Source organism: Microbacterium sp. VKM Ac-2870 (assembly GCF_015350795.1).
Lineage (GTDB): Bacteria > Actinomycetota > Actinomycetes > Actinomycetales > Microbacteriaceae > Microbacterium.
In genome coordinates, this window is the sequence record NZ_JADKSH010000003.1 from 21,308 (window position 1) to 38,339 (window position 17,032).

Sequence of the window (17,032 nt, forward strand, 5' to 3'; positions counted from 1 at the left end):
GAAGGCGGGCTCAGCGCGCGAGCGCAACTTCGACGATCTGGCGACCCGCGACGCGACCGGTGAGCGCCTGGTCGAGCTCCGTGCGCGTCGACGCCCGCATGTACTCCCAGCCATACGCGGCGGCGAGGGCGGCGACATCGACGGCCTGCGGCGTGTACTGCACACGCTCCATCGCGCTCGCGCCGGCCACCCCGGCGACTTCCAGGCCGTCGAAGATCGTCCCGCCGCCGTCATTGCCGATCACGATCTGCAGCCGCGGAGCCTCCTCGCCGACCGGCAGCAGCAGGGCGCCGACGTCGTGCAGAAACGCGAGGTCACCCATCAGCACACGGGTCACACCCGCGGCAGCGTCGGCCTGGCTCGCCAGCGCGATACCCATGCCGGTGGCGATCGTGCCGTCGATTCCGGCGAGACCACGGTTCGCATGCACCGGCACCTTCTTGCCCGCCAACACGTCGTCGGCGACACGCACGAGACGCGACGACGCGAACAGCAGCCGGTCGTGCGGCCACGTCGCCCGCCAGACGGCATCGACCAACGCGACCCGGTCGATCGGTGCGCGTGCGACGGCGAGTTCCGCGGCGATCGCGCCGAGGCGCTCGGCCGGAACAGCCGAGGAGAGCGCGTCGGCATCCGGAGCCGGCGGCGCAAGATCGACGGATGCCGCGCGCGACGCGCGCATCCACGCACCGAACCAGTCACGATCGACATCGCCGACGGCGGCGACCACGGCATCCACCGCAACCGACGACCCGTTGAGGTTGAGGGGCTCGCCCGGCCCGCGCACCGCAAGCACCTCGACGTCGTCGCGCGCGAGCACCGCGACGACTTCGCGGCTGAGCGTGGGATGGCCGAACACGACCGCCCGTTCGATGCGACCGCCGAGCTCGGGGTCACGCAACAACTGCCGGTAGCCGTGCACGACGTTGCGGCCGAAGCGCGCGCCGCTGACGATCTCCGCGACGAGCGGCCAGCCCCCGGCGTGCGCGAGCGCCTCGGCGTCGGCACCGGCATCCGCTCCCGCGATCACGACGGTGCGCGGTCCCCGCACGAGAACGTGCGGATCACCGTCGGGGTCGGTCGGCAGGTTCGATTCACCGATGCCGCCCCCGCCTTGGTAGAGCGCGCCGGACGGTTCGGCTGGTACCACCTCGTCGACGGCGACATCTGGGCCGACGTTCGCGGCGGGCAGCGCCCGTTCGGGCACGCCCAGCCACTCGGGCAGCGCACCGGCGAGCGGCTCGCGCAACGGCAGGTTCAGATGCACCGGGCCCGCCGGACGAGTGCCGGCTCCGAGCGCAGCGGCCACGGCATCCTCCGCCACGCGGCGGAGCATCATCGACTGCTCGCCCGTGCCGTCGGCGTCGACGGCGTCGGGAACAGGGAGGTCTTCTTCGAGGCGCATGTTCGGAGCGAACATGCCGGGTTGGCGCGTCGTCTGGTTGGCGCCCACGCCTCGCAGCTCGGGCGGACGGTCTGCGGTGAGCAGCAGCAGCGGCACCCCGGAGTGGTGCGCCTCCAGCGCTGCCGGCAGAAGGTTGGCGACCGCCGTGCCCGACGTGCAGATCACCGCGGCAGGCATGCCTGATTCGCGTCCGATGCCGAGGGCCGTGAACCCCGCGACACGTTCGTCGATGCGCACATGCACGCGCACCACGCCGCGGCTCTCCAACTCGGCGGCGACGAGAGCGAGCGCTTGAGATCGCGACCCCGGGCTGACGATGAGGTGACGCACACCCCGTTCGATCAGGCGGCCGAGGAGCGCGGCCGCGGCATCCGTCGCCGGGGAGCGACCGGCCAGAGCACTGTCGGACATGTCAGGCGGCGCTGCCGCGACGGTGTTCGTCCGGATCGTCGTCGGTCGTGCGGCCCGGCAGCGGACCCGGGTCGGGGGCGTCGGAATCGAGAGCGGCGAGCTCGGCCTCGAGGCGGCGGATGCGCTCGTCCTGATCGGAGATCGTGCCGATGCTGCCGAGGAAATCGGGGTTGTCATCGGGAGCGCGGAAGGAGGACGGCTGCTGTCGGCGCCCACGGCCGACGACGAACCACATCACCCCGCCGATGATCGGCAGCAGCACGACGATGAGCAACCAGACCGGCTTGCTCACTCCGCGATGACGCGTGGGCGGCTGCAGGGCGCAGTCGACGATGCTGTAGACCCAGAAGGCGATCAGCAACAGTGCCAGAGGCAGCAAGACGCGCACCACCCCTCCATCCTAGGCGCCGCACGGCGAGGAGGCCCCGCCCCGTGGTCACGACAGGAGCGGCGTCGAGCGGACGGTGACGCGCGTACTCTGGAGGCATGCGTGTCCGCTCGGCCCTCGTCTACACGGTGCTGCGTCTTCTGGTGTTCATCGTCCCCTTCGGCATCATGATGCTGTTCCCGGTGATGCGCGAGTACTACTGGCTGTCCGCGATCTTCGCCGCTCTCATCGGTCTGAGCTTGTCGGTGCTGTTCTTGCGCCGGCCGCTGGACGATCTGACCGCCGGCCTCGCGGAGCGCCGCCGCAATCGCACGACCACGGACGAAGATGTCGAAGATGCCGCCGCCGACGAGATCGTCACGACGCCGTCGGAGTGAGTGAACGGGCGCTGCGCGCTCAGCCGGTGAAGGCCCAGAAGAGCAGAGCGGCGACGGCCAGCGACGTCAATGACGTGAGCCCGAGGGCGACGACCAGTTCGCGCGGTGCCCGGTAGGTCCAGACGATCAGCACGGCACAGGCCGCCGGAATGAGCGCCAACAGGGTGAGCCAGGCCAGCGGGTAGAAGAGTGCGAGGAACGCGACGATCGCGAACGCGCCCAGCACCAGCGCGGTGAACAGCACCTGCGTCGCACGGCGTCCGATGCGCACGGTCAGAGTGCGCTTTCCGGCGAGGCGATCCTGATCGATGTCGCGCAGGTTGTTGGCGAGCAGCACGGCGCACGCCAACAGGCCGGCGATGACGCCGCCGAACCAGCTCTCCTGCGGCACCGTGCCGGACTGCACGAACGTGGTGCCGACGGTGGCCACCAGCCCGAAGAAGACGAAGACGAAGAGCTCGCCGAACCCGGCGTAGCCGTACGGGCGCTTGCCGCCCGTGTAGAACCACGCGGCAACGAGACACGCGACGCCGATGAGAGCCATCCACCAGTGGCCGGTGCGCACGATGATCGCGATACCGGCGGCGGCCGCGATGCCGAAGAAGACAAGCGCCACCGTGAGCACCGTGCGCGGCTTCACGAGACGCGATGCGGTCAGCCGCGCCGGCCCCACGCGGTGGTCATCGGTGCCGCGGATGCCGTCGCTGTAGTCGTTGGCGTAGTTGACCCCGATCTGGATCGCCACGGCCACGATCAGGCAGCACAGCGCGATCACGCCATGGAAGGGGCTTTCGGCGATGAGCGCCGCGCCGGTTCCGATGACGACGGGGGCGATGGCCAGCGGCAGGGTGCGCAGCCGGGCGGCGCCGATCCAGTCGCCGACGGTGACGCGGCGGACGTGCGCGGGGTCACGCGACACGTGCGCTTTCTGCGGATTACCGTGCGTCTTCTGCTTCGCCGGACCTCGGCTCGAACGGGAGTTCTTCTTCTTACGGGTGCTGCCAGCCACGCGAGAATCCTATGCCCGCAGGTGCGGGCCGCCCGGGTGCCCGGTACGGGGGCAACGCACGAATACCCTCTGAATCCGCGCATGAAGCACGCGTCAGCGCTCCGAGTGCGCGCCTGCGACGATGCGGGCGAGCTCGGCACGGTCGGGCTTTCCACTGGTGAGCAGCGGAAAGCCCGCGACGGTCACGACGGCGCGCGGCCGGGCGGGTGTGCCGAGCTGTTCCGCGACGGCGGCGCGCACCCGTGAGAGCACGTCGTCGCCGTCCCGCCCCTCCGCACCCACCCCAGCGGCGGCGCGGTGGGGCACGACCACGACCGAGGCCTGTCCCCATCGCGGATCGGAGACGGGAACGACGACCGCATCGTCGAGACCCGCGAGCGCGCGCACGACCAGCTCGACGCGGTCGAGCGACACGTTGACACCACCCGAGACGATCACGTTGTCGACACGCCCCGTAACCGACAGCTGCCGGCCAAACGTGCCGGTGTCGCCCGTGCGGTACCAGCGGGTGCCCGCGGCATCGCGCACGAACGCGGTGGCCGTGCGGTCGGGCTCGCCCAGATAGCCCTCGGCGAGGGTGGGTCCCGACAGCTGCACCTCGCCGTCGACGATGCGCACCCCCACCCCCGCGAGAGGGATGCCGTCGTACACGCAGCCGCCCGCCGTCTCGCTCGAGCCGTAGGTGCGCACCACACGCACACCCGCTTCGGCCGCGCGGGCAGCGAGGGCGGGCGCGAGTGCCTGTCCCCCGATCAGGACCGCCGCGAACGCCGCGAGGGCACGACGGGCTTCCGTGCCGGGAGCGTCGAGCAGCGTCTGCAGTTGGGCGGGCACGAGCGAGGTGTACGTCGGCACCCGTTGCCCGCCACGGGAGGATGCCATCGACGACGCGGCGGCCACGAACGCGTTCGCGCTGAAAGAACCCGAGAGGATCGCGGGCTCGCGACCCGAGACCAGCGCCCGCACAAGCACCTGCACACCCGCGATGTAGCCCGGCGGGAGGGCGAGCAGCCATGCACCGGAGCCGATGCGGTCGGACGTCGCCAGAGCGGATGCCGTGAGCGCAGCGCGACTGAGCACGACCGACTTCGGAAAGCCCGTCGAGCCGGAGGTCGTGACGATGACGCCGGTACCCGGCGGCACATCGGGCGGGAGCGCCGCCGCCTCGTCACGCGACCCGCCGAGCGCGATGGCCGGCCCCGCGCCCAGAACAGCTCCGCGCAGACCGCGCAATACCGCTCGCGCGTCGGTGGGATCGACCCGTTCGAGCTTCATGGTCGCCCCGTCAGTAGTGGTACGGGTACGGTGACCAGTCGGGTTCGCGCTTCTGCAGGAAGGCATCGCGACCCTCGACGGCTTCGTCCGTCCCGTAAGCCAGTCGCGTGGCCTCGCCCGCGAACACCTGCTGGCCGACCATGCCGTCGTCGATCGCGTTGAACGCGAACTTCAGCATGCGGATCGCCGTCGGGGATTTGCCGAGGATGGTGCGAGCCATCGCGATCGCCTCGCGCTCCAGCTCGGCGTGCGGGACCACCCGGTTCACCGCACCCATCTCGTACGCCCGCTGGGCGGAGTACTCCTCGGCGAGGAAGAACACCTCACGGGCGAGCTTCTGGCCCACCTGGCGGGCCATGTACGCCGAACCGTAACCGGCATCGAACGAGCCGACATCAGCATCCGTCTGCTTGAAGCGACCCTGCTCGGCGCTGGCGATCGACAGATCACAGACGATGTGCAGCGAGTGGCCACCCCCGGCCGCCCACCCGGGGATCACCGCGATGACCACCTTGGGCATGAAGCGGATAAGGCGCTGCACCTCGAGGATGTGCAGGCGGCCCGCACGCGCCGGATCGGGGACCGTCGCGTCGTCCGCGGCATACGTATAACCGTCGCGCCCACGGATGCGCTGGTCTCCCCCGGAGCAGAACGCCCATCCGCCGTCTTTCGGGCTCGGACCGTTGCCGGTGAGCAGCACGACGCCGATACACGGATCCTGGCGGGCGATGTCGAGCGCGCGGTAGAGCTCGTCGACCGTGTGGGGACGGAAGGCGTTGCGCACCTCGGGACGGTCGAACGCGATGCGCGCGATGCGGCCGTCGGTGGAGACATGAGCCGTGATGTCGGTGTAGACGGCGGCGCCGGGCGCGAGCACCCAGGCGGACGGATCGAACAGCTCGGAGACGAAGGGGTCGGTCACCCGCCCAGCCTACGCGCGGGCCTCGTCATGTGGCCGGACCGACCGGTGCGCTCCCCCTACGCTGGGACGGTGACGTCGACGACCCGCCTCCTGACCCTGTTCGCCGCCGGTGCTCTCGCGCTCGGACTGTCCGCTTGTGCGTCGACCGGCGCGGCCGAGCGCGCCGAGACCGAATCACCCGATCCGGGTCAGACCCTCGTGGACGGCACCTGCCCGACAGGCAAAGGGGTCACGCTCACCGTCGACGCGTCGCCACTGAAGGGCGGCTCCTCCCAGACCTGGTGCTACGCCACCACCGAGAAGGTCACCGTCGCCGACATCGTCGCCGCTGTGGGCCTGAGCATCGAGGGCACGAAGCAGTACGGCGACCAGGTCATCTGCCGCGTCAACGGTCTGCCCTCGGCATCCGAGCCTGTCGGATCGGCCCAAGACCCCGCGTACGTCGAGAAGTGCGAGGGCATGCCCGCCGCGTTCGCCTACTGGGCGCTGTGGGCCAAGCCCGTCGGCGGCGCGTGGGACTACGCCCAGGAGGGCGTGTCGACGCTGACCGCACAGCCCGGCGAGAGCGTCGAGCTGCTCTTCACGCTCGACGGCGCACCGGCCGCGCCGTCGGCGTGAGCGCGGCCGCGTAACCTCTGGGCGTGAGCTTCCGCCCCGGCCCCCTGCGCGCCGCCCTCGCCCTGGCGGTGGCGTTCGTGGTGATCCGGGTGGTCTACCGGGTGTTGTTCCACGGGGCGGACGGCTCCGGACCGGTCGTCCTCCCGCTGCCGCTGTGGCGGCTCGCGCCGCCGCTCGCCCACGTGCAGGTGCTCGGGCCCGTCACGCTCGACGGCCTCGCGGATGCCGCGGCGAGCGCCCTGCCGATCGCTCTGACGATCCTTGCGTTCGGGCTGCTCAGCGCAGTGCTCGATCTGCCTCGACTGATCGCACGGGGTGCGCGGCGCGGACCGTTCCAGGGGCTCGCGCGGGCGGTGTCGATCGCCTGGGCCACGCTGCCCTCGCTCGCCGACGGCGTCCGCACGGCGCGGCGGGCGCAGCGCCTCCGCGGCGAGCGCGGCGGCATCGTGGGCGGTGCCCGTCTGCTGGCACCGGTGCTCGAGACGACGCTCGAGCGGGCGACCGCGATCGCCGCGGCGCTCGAATTGCGCGGCTACGCGGGGCGGGGCATCGGGGCCGGCGTCGGGGAGCTGGTGGTCGCCGAGGGGGTGACGCTGGGGTTCGGGGCGGGCGGCGCGACGGTCGCGACCGGGGAGCTGGCTCGCGGCATCCGATCCGGGACTCTCACCGTGCTCACCGGAGCGACGGGATCGGGCAAGACGACGTTGTTGCGATCGCTGAGTGGGCTGCACAGCCACCTCGACGGCGGGTGGATCGACGGCGAGCTGTGGGTCATGGGGCATGATCGCGCCACGACGCCTCCGCGCGATCTGTCTCGCGTCATCGGCGTGGTGCTGCAGAACCCGCGGGCGGGGTTCGCGACGACGCGCGTGCGCGAGGAGATCGGCTTGGCACTCGAGCTGCGTGGGGCCTCGCGGCCCGACGTCGGGGAACGGGTGCTGTCGGCCGCTGCCCGGGTCGGCGCCGAAGAACTGCTCGACCGCGAGCTGCGTACCCTGTCGGCCGGCCAAGCCACGCTCGTCGCGATCGCGTCCGCGATCGTCGAGCAGCCCGCGCTGTTGCTCGTCGACGAGCCACTGGCCGACCTCGACCGCGCCGCTCGCGCGCGGATCGTCGCGTTGCTCGACACGCTCGCGCACCATGACGGCATGGCCGTCGTCGTGGCGGAGCACCGCGGCGCAGAATTCGCGGGCGTTGCCGATCAGTGGCTGGGAGTCGGTCCGGCGTCCGCGTCCGCCCCCGACGGTCCCCCGGCCGCCGCGTTCACAACTCCGGAGTTTCCAACCCCGGCCCCCTCTAGAGACCACCACGACGCGGTTTCGGCATCGGATCTCCGGAGTTCTGAACGAGCCACAGCCCTCACGGCTCATGTCACCGTCCGCTACGGCGGACTCGTCGCGGTCGACGATGCCCACCTCACGCTGCGCGCCGGAGAGATCGTGGCCCTCGTGGGTGCCAACGGGGCGGGCAAGTCGAGTCTGCTGATGGGGCTCGCCACCGGCCCGCGCGCCCGCGCTGTGCGTCTCGTTCCCGACGACTCCGATGCACTGTTCGTCCGCGACACGGTCGCCGCCGAATGTCGCCGAGCCGACCGCCACGCCCATCTCCCCCTGGGGACGACGGCGCAGCGCTGGCATGACCTGCTCGGACGGCCCGACGACACGGATGCCGCGCGGGCGCAGCTGCGGCGGCATCCGCGCGACCTGTCCGCCGGCGAACGCCGCTGCCTCGCTCTCGCGATCCAGGCGGCGCCGGCCGCTGCGGTGCTGCTGGTCGACGAGCCCACGCGCGGGCTCGATCCCGGAGCTCGCGCCCTCGTCGATACCGCCCTCGTGCGCCTCGCGGATGCCGGAACCGCCGTGCTCGTCGCGACGCACGACTCCGCGGTCATCGCGGACGCCGACCGCGTGCTGCGGATCGAGGCCGGCCGGTTGGGCGCAGCGGCAGCGACCACCCGTGCCGAACTCCCCCATTCCGCCGCACCGCGGCACGCCACAGCAGCAAACGCGGTCGATGCGGAACGAGATGCCGGAGTCGGGCACCGGGACGCGCGAGCACCCCGGCCCATCGAGCAACCGGCGCCCCCTCCCACGCGGCGTTCGGCCCATCGGCCGCGGCGCACCCTCACCGCGGCGCTGATCGCCGCGAATCTCGCCGCCGCAGCCGCGTTCCTGTGGCCTCTCGCGGCGAGTGCGCTGCCGGCGCAGGCGCAGTCGGCCGTGCCGTACATCGCGCTCGCGCTGGCACCGTTGGCGGTTCTCGTGACCCTGGCCGCGCTCGACACGTCGGTGCGCTCGGCGCACACGCTGGCATTGCTCGCCGTCCTCGCGGCGATCGGCGCGGCCATCCGCATCGCCAGCACCGGCGTGGGCGGGGTCGAGGCCCTATTCGTCTTGCTGATCCTTGCGGGCCGGGCCTATGGGGCACGGTTCGGGCTGCTGTTGGGCGCGGCATCCCTCGCTCTCTCGGCCCTCCTCTGGGGCGGGGTCGGGCCGTGGCTGCCGTTCCAGATGTTCGCGTGCGGGTGGGTCGGCGCCGGGGCGGGTCTGCTGCCGCGACGCCTGCGCGGCAAGAGCGAGGTCGCGATGCTCGCGGCCTACGGGATCGTCTCGTCGTACCTGTTCGGCCTCGTGATGAACATGTGGTTCTGGCCCTTCGCCGTCGGCGCCGGAACGAGCATTTCGTACACGCCCGGAGCCGGCCTCACCGAGAACCTGGGCAGCTTCCTCGTCTACTCGTTGCTCACCTCGACGCTCAGCTGGGACACCCTGCGTGCCGTGACGACGGTGCTCGGACTCGCCCTGGTCGGACGCGCCCTCCTGCGGTCGTTGCGCCGCGCGAAGCCGGTCGCGGCGGTGACGGCGACGTCCCAGCCCCGCACAGAGACGCTCGCTACAGTCGACACATGACCGCAGCGGTGCGCCCTTTGACTGCCGATGAGATCGGCTCGGCGAGTTTCCTTCCTCTCCTGTGGGAGGCCGCCGGAGTGGATGCCGACGCGCTCGCCTGGATTCGCGACGTCGACCTGCCGAAGCTCCAGGTCGTCGGCGCCGTGGACGGCGGCGTCCGAGGATTCGCCGCATTCAGCCCTGACGGAGATCGCACCGAGCTCCACTACATCGCCGTCGCCCACGAGGCGCGCGGCACCGGCCTCGGTCGCCGGCTCGTGGATGCCGCGCGCCGCGCCGACAGCACGCTCCCCCTTTTCGCGAGCACCGATGACGACGCGGTCGAGTTCTACCGTCGGCTCGGTTTCACGATCACCGGCGCACCACGTGATCCGCGCTGGCCGACGCGGCAGCGATACCACTGCACCATCGCGCCGCTGGGAACTCCCGTGGACTGACCCTCGCCGCCTACCGCACGCAGGCTCTGCGGTACGACCCGGCTCACCCCCGCGCCCCGCCCACCCCACGCCCGGAGACGACCTGACGCGAGCCGTGGGACAATGGAGCACGGCCGTCGTCCGCCCGAGGACGCCACCGGAAGGGCATATCGTGCAGATCAGGAACTCCTCGGACTGGCGAGACGCGCTCCCGTTCGAACTCGCCGTCGCGGCCGCGGACGCCGTACCCGGCGACGCGACTCGCTGTTCGGGCTGCGGCCCCGCGAGCGAGCCGTGGCCACGTGAGGCCCTCTGGGTGATGAAGCACCGGCATCCGAACAACCACGCCGGCTTCGTGCGCTTCTACTGCGCCGAGCACAAGCCGGCTGCGAAGCTCGCCGCCGCGCCCGCGCCGACCACGCGAGAGCGCGCTCGCGCCGCCCGTGTCGCATCGGGCACCCCGCGCAGGGCCCCGGCGCCGATCATTCCCGAGCGCCCCGCCGTGCTGTGCCCCGACTGCTTCGTGCAGGTTCCCGCCACGGGTGTCTGCGGCATGTGCGGCGCCCGCGTCGGCTGACGCCCGTCCCGTCCGGTCATCTCCGCACCGCACCCGAACGGCAAGGTCGCGCACGCAACACGGCGCGAGCGCGGCCTCAACGACGGCGAGCCGCCCGTCATCCCTTGCCGTTCGGGCGGGGAGGATGCCGTCGCGACGGCATCTCCGGCAGGATGACCCCATGGATGCGAATCAACGGCAGAAGCTCGCGCTCGCCATCGCAGGAACGGTGATCGTCGTGGCCTACGCCGCCTGGGCGGCAGTCCACATCCTGATCGTGAACCCGCTCGCCGCGATGCCCGGGTACACGGCCGGCGAGATCCACGACGCGATGACAGCGGCCGGCCAGTGGTCGGGTCCATTCCACGTGTACATCACCCTCGCCATCGGCCCGGCGCTCGCGATCGCGGCACTCATCCTCGCTGTCCGCCGCCGCGAACTCTCCGTCGCCGCGATCGTGAGCGGCTACCTCGCGCTGATCGTGCTCGGCGCCCCCGGCTACTTCTGGGCGTCGTTCGACATCGGCATGGGGATGGCCGATACGTTCCAGATCAACGGTGGCGACTATTCGCCGTGGGCCGGGCCGCTGTACGCCCTGAGTTTCGCGGCGCTCGTCGCGCTGGTCGTCGTCGGCGCATCGGTCCTGCTGCGCCGCCGCACCGCGCCACCCGTCGCAGGCGCGGGCCGCTAGCATCGCGAAATGGTCATCCTGCACCGCCTCACCCCGGCCGCGGATACCGCCCGCACAGCGGTTCTCCTCCCCGGGCACGGCTACACCGCGCAGGCGCCCCTGCTCCATTGGAGCGGACTGCTGCTCGCCGAGGCGGGCTGGAACGTGTACGCCGTCGAGTGGACGGATGCCGCAGCCGACGATCCGGCCGCGTTCCTCCGCCGAGCCTGGGCAGAAGCGACGGGAGCGCTGGAGCGCGTGCCCGACCTCGTCGTCGCCAAATCGCTGGGCACCTTCGCCGCACCGCTCGCGATCGCCGCCGGCATCCCGGGTGTCTGGCTCACACCGCTCGTGCGTCACGACATCGTCGCGGAGGCGCTGAGCGCGGCATCCGACGATCATCTCGTCGTGGCAGGAACAGCGGATGCCTCGTGGAATCGCGACCGCATCGTCGGCACCCGGGCGAGCGTCGCCGTGGTCGCCGATGCCGACCACAGCCTGCTGATCCCGGGCGATTGGCGCGCGTCGTACGCCGCCCAGCAGACGGTGTTCGCCCGCATCGCCGCCCACGTCGCCGACGTGCCGCACAGCTGAGCGCCGGCGGATGCCGCACTCCGCTCAGACCGAGAAGTACTTCGCCTCGGGGTGGTGGAACACGAACGCGTCGGTGGACTGCTCAGGGTGCAGCTGCAGCTCGTCGCTGAGTTCGACGCCCATTCGCTCGGGACGCAGCAGTTCGACGACCTTGCGGCGATCCTCCATGTCGGGGCACGCCGGGTAGCCGAGCGAGAATCGCGCGCCGCGGTATTCGAGTTTGAACAGGCCCGCGGTGTCGCGCGGGTCCTCGTCGGAGAAGCCGAGCTCGGCGCGGATGCGGGCGTGCCAGAACTCGGCGAGCGACTCGGTCAGCTGCATGACGAGCCCGTTGAGCTCGTAGTAGTCGCGATAGCGGTCTTCAGCGAACATCTTCGCCGTCACCGCGTCGATGGCCGCGCCGGCGGTCACGAGTTGCACGGGCATGACATCGACCTGGCCCGATTCGCGGGGGCGCACGAAGTCGGCCAGGTTGAGGTGGCGATCGCGCCGCTGCCGCGGGAAGTGGAAGCGCAGCCGGTCCGTACCGAGGGCTCCCTCAGAGCCCCCGTCCGGGGCGAGCAGCCCGGCCTTCCCGAGAAGACCCGTCGGGTCATCGCCGTGATGGAGGACGACGATGTCGTCGCCGTCCGATACGACCGGGAAGTACCCGTACGCAACGGAAGCGTCGAGCATCCGCTCGCCGAGGATGCGGTCGAGCCAGTACCGCAGCCGCGGCCGACCCTCGCTGTCGACGAGCTGCTCGTACGACAGCGCGTCCTCACCGCGGCCGGGTTTGAGCCCCCACTGGCCCATGAACGTCGCGCGCTCGTCGAGGAAGGCGGCGTAGTCGGCGAGCGCGATACCGCGGACGATCCGCGTTCCCCAGAACGGCGGCGCCGGCACGGGATTGTCGGATGCCACGTCCGAGCGGGCCGGCATCGCTTCCGGCTCGGTCAGGGTCAGGCGCGAACCCGCCGTGTGGATGCGCTTCTTCAGGGGCGGCAGTCCGACGGCATCCGGAGCCTCGCCGCGCGCGATCCGCACGAGCGGCTCCATGAGGGCGAGGCCCTCGAACGCGTCTTTCGCGTAGCGGACTTCGCCGTCGAAGAGCTCCGCGAGGTCCTGCTCGACGTAGGCGCGCGTCAACGCCGCACCGCCGAGGATCACCGGCCACCGCGTGCCGAGCCCCCGCGCCGACAGCTCCTGCAGGTTCTCCTTCATGACGACGGTCGACTTCACGAGCAGCCCGCTCATGCCGATCACATCGGCGTTGTGCTCTTCGGCGGCGGCGATGATGTCGGCGATCGGCTGCTTGATGCCGAGGTTGATCACCGTGTAGCCGTTGTTGGTCAGGATGATGTCGACGAGGTTCTTGCCGATGTCGTGCACGTCGCCGCGGACGGTGGCCAGCACGATCGTGCCCTTACCGGCTTCGTCGGTCTTCTCCATGTGCGGCTCGAGCAGGGCGACCGCGGTCTTCATGACTTCGGCCGACTGCAGCACGAACGGCAGCTGCATCTGCCCCGACCCGAAGCGCTCGCCGACGATCTTCATCCCCTCGAGCAGATGGTCGTTGATGATCTGCAGCGGGGTGAGGGCCAGGGCATCGGCACTGCCCGCGCGCGCGAGGTCGAGGTCGGCCTCGAGCCCTTTCAACTCGCCGTCGATGATGCGACGCTCCAGCCGCTCGCCCACGGGCAGGGCGGCGAGCTCGGCGGCGCGCTGATCGCGCAGGGCCGCCGTGTCCACCCCGGCGAACAGGTCGAGCATCGTCGCGAGCGGGTCGTACGTGAGGTTGCCGTCGGCATCCCATTCGCGCCGATCCCAGACGAGATCGAGCGCGACCTTGCGCTGTTCTTCGGCAAGGGATGCCAGAGGCACGATCTTCGCGGCATCGATGATGCCGCTGGTCAGTCCCGCCTGAGTCGCCTCGTGCAGGAACACCGAGTTCAGCACCGAACGGGCCGCCGGGTTGAGGCCGAACGAGACGTTCGAAACGCCCAGCGTCGTGTTGATGCCGGGATACTTCGCAACCAGTCCGCGGATCGCCTCGATCGTCTCGATCGCGTCGCGGCGGGTCTCCTCCTGACCTGTCGCGATCGGGAACGTGAGGCAGTCGACGATGATGTCCTCCACCCGCATGCCCCACGTGCCGACGAGCTCGTCGACGAGGCGCGAGGCGATGCGCACCTTGTCCTCGGCGGTGCGCGCTTGGCCCTGCTCGTCGATCGTGAGCGCGACGACCGCGGTGCCGTGTTCTTTGACGAGCGGCATGATGCGCCCGAACCGGGATGCCGCGCCGTCGCCGTCTTCGTAGTTCACCGAGTTCACGACCGGACGGCCACCGATCAGCTCGAGCCCCGCCTGAATGACGGCCGGCTCGGTCGAGTCGATGACGAGGGGAAGAGTGGATGCCGAGGCGAACCGCGACACCACCTCGCGGATGTCCGCGACGCCATCGCGGCCGACATAGTCGACGCAGACGTCGAGCACGTGCGCACCGACCCGCGTCTGATTGCGGGCGATCTCGACGCAGTCGTCCCAGCGACCTTCGAGCATCGCCTCGCGGAACGCCTTCGACCCGTTGGCGTTGGTGCGCTCGCCGATCGCGAGGTAGCTGGCATCCTGCTGGAACGGCACGTGCTGGTACAGCGACGCCACGCCGGGCTCGTGGGCGATGGCGAGCGGCGTTTCGACGGGCGCCTCCGGCGCGCGCTCACCGACCGGAGAGGACCCCAGGCGCTCCACGACGGCGGCCAGATGCTCGGGCGTGGTGCCGCAGCATCCGCCGATGAGCCCGAGTCCGAATTCGCGCACGAACTGCTCGTGGGCGGTGGCGAGCTCCGCCGGCGTCAGCGGGTAGTGCGCGCCGTCCGCGGTCAGCACCGGCAGTCCCGCGTTGGGCATGCAGGCGATCGTCACCGACGAGTGCGTCGACAGGTGGCGCAGATGCTCGCTCATCTCGGCCGGCCCCGTCGCGCAGTTGAGGCCGATCGCATCGACGCCGAGCGGCTCCAGCGCCGTGAGCGCCGCGCCGATCTCCGACCCCATCAGCATGGTGCCGGTGGTTTCGACGGTCACCTCGACGAAGATCGGCAACCGGATGCCGCGGGCTACGATCGCCTGCTTGCACCCGTTGACCGCGGCCTTGGTCTGCAGGAGGTCCTGGCTGGTCTCGACGAGGAACGCGTCGGCGCCGCCGTCGATGAGGCCCTCGGCCTGCAGCGCGAAAGTCTCCTTCAGGTGGGCGTAGGTCGTGTGCCCGAGGCTCGGCAGCTTGGTGCCGGGCCCCATTGAGCCGAGCACCCAGCGCATGCGCCCATCAGCGGCTTCCGCCATCTCGGCACGCTCGCGCGCGATCCGGGCTCCGGCCGCAGCGAGCTCGGTGATGCGGTCGTCTATGCCGTAGTCGGAAAGGTTCGACCAGTTCGCCCCGAACGTGTTCGTCTCCACGGCATCCACGCCGACGGCGAAGTACGCGTCGTGGATCGCGCCGACGACGTCCGGGCGCGTGACATTGAGGATCTCGTTGCACCCCTCGAGCCCCTGGAAGTCAGTGTCGATCTGCAGGTCGTGACGCTGCAGCATGGTTCCCATGGCGCCGTCGGCGATGACGACGCGCTCGGCGAGAGCGTCGAGCAGGGCCTGGGCTCGACGCGACCGTCCGACACCGTCGATGTCGAGCGCGAACCGGGGCGGAGCGGGAGAGTCGGGCACCGCCCGATTCTACGGGCGCCGATCGCGCGCGCCCACGGCGAGACGAGGTCGGGCCAGGATGGACCCATGACCCTGCCTTCTCTTGGAGACCTGATCGCTGCGGCGCACATCGTCTCGCTCCCCCTGGTCACGCGATTCCGCGGTGTGGAGCATCGGGAGGCCGTGCTGTTCAAGGGCCCCGAGGGGTGGACGGAGTTCTCGCCCTTCCTCGAGTATGAAGACGCCGAGGCGTCCGTGTGGCTCTCCGCGGCGATCGACTTCGGCTGGCGGCGGCAACCCGATCCGGTGCGCGATCGGGTGCCGGTGAACGCGACAGTCCCCGCCGTCGACGCCGCCGATGTTCCTGGAGTGCTCGCCCGTTTCGACGGATGCCGCACCGCGAAGGTGAAGGTCGCCGAACGCGGGCAGACCCTCGCCGATGATGTGGCGCGGGTACGTGCGGTGCGGGCGGTCATGGGCCCGGAGGGGCGCGTTCGCGTCGACGCGAACGGCGGATGGAACGTCGATGAGGCGGAGCACGCGGTGCACGCCCTCGCAGAGTTCGACCTGGAGTATCTCGAGCAGCCCTGTGCCGATGTCGAGGAACTGGCCGAACTGCGGGCACGCATCGCCGACTGGGACATCCCCCTCGCCGCAGACGAGTCGGTGCGCAAGGCCGCCGATCCCCTCGCTGTCGCGCGGGCGGGGGCGGCCGACCTGCTGGTCGTGAAAGCCCAGCCGCTCGGCGGCGTCGCGCGCGCGCTGGCGATCGTCGACGAGGCGGGGCTTCCCGCTGTGGTCTCCAGCGCGCTCGATACGAGCATCGGCCTCTCGATGGGCGTGGCCCTCGCTGCGGCGCTCCCCGACCTCCCCTACGACTGCGGACTCGGTACGGCGTCGCTGCTGGCCGCCGACGTCACGGCGCGGCCGCTGCGGCCGGTGGGCGGAATGCTGCCCGTGGGTCGGATCGAGCCGGATGCCGCGCTCCTTACGCGCCACGCGGCATCTCCCGAACGCCGTGCGTGGTGGCTGGAGCGTCTGGAGCGGAGCGCCGCGTTGCTCTAGGCGTTCGCTGTGGCCGCGCCGGTGCGACGACGGTCAGGCGGGGCGGCGAAAGGCGGTCTCGCCGCCCGATGCCACAAGCACGGGAACCAGCGCGTCGAGACGAACGCGCAACACCTCGGTGACCTCTTCGGCTCGCAGCCCCTGCAGCATGGCGGTCGTGCAGCACTCGTTCGACACGTCCAGCAGGATGCGCGCCGCTTCTGCCACCGGCAACCGCAGAGTCAACCCGTAGGTGGCGATGATGTGGGTGAGAAAGCCTTCGATGCGATCGAGCACTCGTCGTTGCAGGGTCAGGAAGGCCTCAGCCAGGCGCGGATCACGAAGCGCCTGAACTCGGATCTCGGTGAGCAGGTGAGGATCCATCCCCTCGCCGAACGGCGCGCCCAGGTGCCCGACCAGGTCGGAGATGTCGACGAGACCGTCTGGCGTCAGCCGCTGTACGCGACTCGCCACGGCATCCATTTTGGCGTCGGAAAGCCGCGTCACGAGCGCGAGGAACAGCTCGTCCTTCGACTCGAAGTTGGAGTAGAAGGCGCCACGGGTGAACCCCGCACGTTCGCAGATCACTTCGACGGATGCGGCATCCATACCGACCTCCGCGAAGACGTCGTGGGCCGCGTCGAGCAGGCGTGCACGCGTCTGCTCGCGGCGCTGGCTGGGCGGGCGGGTACCGTCGGTGCGCTCGGCGGCGTCCGTCATCATGCCCTCCCTTCTTCGGTGGGCGACGGCGATTTTCGCC

At 70.9% G+C, this 17,032-nt stretch carries 15 protein-coding genes; 8 read left to right on the forward strand and 7 right to left on the reverse strand.

Annotated elements, in window-relative coordinates:
• Positions 1-10 precede the first annotated feature (10 nt).
• Positions 11-1,816 carry a 2-succinyl-5-enolpyruvyl-6-hydroxy-3-cyclohexene-1-carboxylic-acid synthase gene (gene menD / locus ITJ43_RS07485; protein ID WP_194583235.1) on the reverse strand — a complete coding sequence of 602 codons (1,806 nt, stop codon included), beginning with the start codon at positions 1,814-1,816 and terminating at the stop codon, positions 11-13.
• A gap of 1 nt (position 1,817) precedes the next feature.
• Positions 1,818-2,207: a PLD nuclease N-terminal domain-containing protein gene (locus tag ITJ43_RS07490; RefSeq protein WP_194583236.1), complete on the reverse strand. Its 390-nt coding sequence runs from the start codon at positions 2,205-2,207 to the stop codon at positions 1,818-1,820.
• A 95-nt stretch (positions 2,208-2,302) separates the two neighbouring features.
• On the opposite strand from ITJ43_RS07490, the gene ITJ43_RS07495 reads away from it, so the two are divergent.
• Positions 2,303-2,581, forward strand: a complete 279-nt coding sequence (locus ITJ43_RS07495; RefSeq protein ID WP_194583237.1) for a DUF4229 domain-containing protein — start codon at positions 2,303-2,305, stop codon at positions 2,579-2,581.
• A gap of 19 nt (positions 2,582-2,600) precedes the next feature.
• Here the strand turns inward: ITJ43_RS07495 and ITJ43_RS07500 are convergent, their stop codons facing one another.
• From ITJ43_RS07500 to ITJ43_RS07510, 3 genes are all read right to left on the reverse strand, one after another.
• On the reverse strand, positions 2,601-3,590 hold the full coding sequence (locus ITJ43_RS07500) for a 1,4-dihydroxy-2-naphthoate polyprenyltransferase (protein WP_194583238.1): 990 nt from the start codon (positions 3,588-3,590) through the stop codon (positions 2,601-2,603).
• A gap of 93 nt (positions 3,591-3,683) precedes the next feature.
• The gene (locus ITJ43_RS07505) at positions 3,684-4,865 is read right to left on the reverse strand and encodes an AMP-binding protein (protein ID WP_194583239.1); all 1,182 of its coding nucleotides are present in this window, start codon (positions 4,863-4,865) and stop codon (positions 3,684-3,686) included.
• A gap of 10 nt (positions 4,866-4,875) precedes the next feature.
• The gene (locus ITJ43_RS07510) at positions 4,876-5,787 is read right to left on the reverse strand and encodes a 1,4-dihydroxy-2-naphthoyl-CoA synthase (protein ID WP_194583240.1); all 912 of its coding nucleotides are present in this window, start codon (positions 5,785-5,787) and stop codon (positions 4,876-4,878) included.
• Positions 5,788-5,856: 69 nt separating this feature from the next.
• Here ITJ43_RS07510 and ITJ43_RS07515 point away from each other — a divergent pair, with 69 nt between their 5' ends.
• From ITJ43_RS07515 to ITJ43_RS07540, 6 genes are all read left to right on the forward strand, one after another.
• Entirely contained in the window at positions 5,857-6,405 is a 549-nt protein-coding gene (locus tag ITJ43_RS07515; protein WP_323741157.1) for a hypothetical protein, read from the forward strand.
• A gap of 23 nt (positions 6,406-6,428) precedes the next feature.
• Positions 6,429-9,314, forward strand: coding sequence for an ATP-binding cassette domain-containing protein (locus ITJ43_RS07520; protein ID WP_194583242.1), 2,886 nt, complete (start codon positions 6,429-6,431; stop codon positions 9,312-9,314).
• A complete protein-coding gene (locus ITJ43_RS07525; RefSeq protein ID WP_194583243.1) occupies positions 9,311-9,751 on the forward strand; it encodes a GNAT family N-acetyltransferase in 441 nt (146 codons plus the stop codon). Before ITJ43_RS07520 ends, ITJ43_RS07525 begins: the two co-directional genes overlap by 4 nt.
• 151 nt (positions 9,752-9,902) lie before the next feature.
• Positions 9,903-10,307: a glucose-6-phosphate dehydrogenase gene (locus tag ITJ43_RS07530; protein WP_194583244.1), complete on the forward strand. Its 405-nt coding sequence runs from the start codon at positions 9,903-9,905 to the stop codon at positions 10,305-10,307.
• 160 nt (positions 10,308-10,467) lie between these two features.
• A complete protein-coding gene (locus tag ITJ43_RS07535; RefSeq protein ID WP_194583245.1) occupies positions 10,468-10,977 on the forward strand; it encodes a hypothetical protein in 510 nt (169 codons plus the stop codon).
• Between the two features lie 9 nt (positions 10,978-10,986).
• Positions 10,987-11,550 carry a hypothetical protein gene (locus ITJ43_RS07540; protein ID WP_194583246.1) on the forward strand — a complete coding sequence of 188 codons (564 nt, stop codon included), beginning with the start codon at positions 10,987-10,989 and terminating at the stop codon, positions 11,548-11,550.
• 24 nt (positions 11,551-11,574) lie between these two features.
• Here ITJ43_RS07540 and metH read toward each other — a convergent pair whose 3' ends face one another.
• Positions 11,575-15,249: a methionine synthase gene (metH, locus tag ITJ43_RS07545; protein ID WP_194583247.1), complete on the reverse strand. Its 3,675-nt coding sequence runs from the start codon at positions 15,247-15,249 to the stop codon at positions 11,575-11,577.
• A gap of 66 nt (positions 15,250-15,315) precedes the next feature.
• Between metH and ITJ43_RS07550 the strand changes: the two genes are divergently transcribed.
• Positions 15,316-16,293, forward strand: a complete 978-nt coding sequence (locus tag ITJ43_RS07550; RefSeq protein ID WP_194583248.1) for an o-succinylbenzoate synthase — start codon at positions 15,316-15,318, stop codon at positions 16,291-16,293.
• Between the two features lie 33 nt (positions 16,294-16,326).
• Here ITJ43_RS07550 and ITJ43_RS07555 read toward each other — a convergent pair whose 3' ends face one another.
• Complete coding sequence (locus ITJ43_RS07555) at positions 16,327-16,995, reverse strand: TetR/AcrR family transcriptional regulator (RefSeq protein ID WP_228495605.1); 669 nt, start codon at positions 16,993-16,995, stop codon at positions 16,327-16,329.
• Between the last annotated feature and the right edge of the window lie 37 nt (positions 16,996-17,032).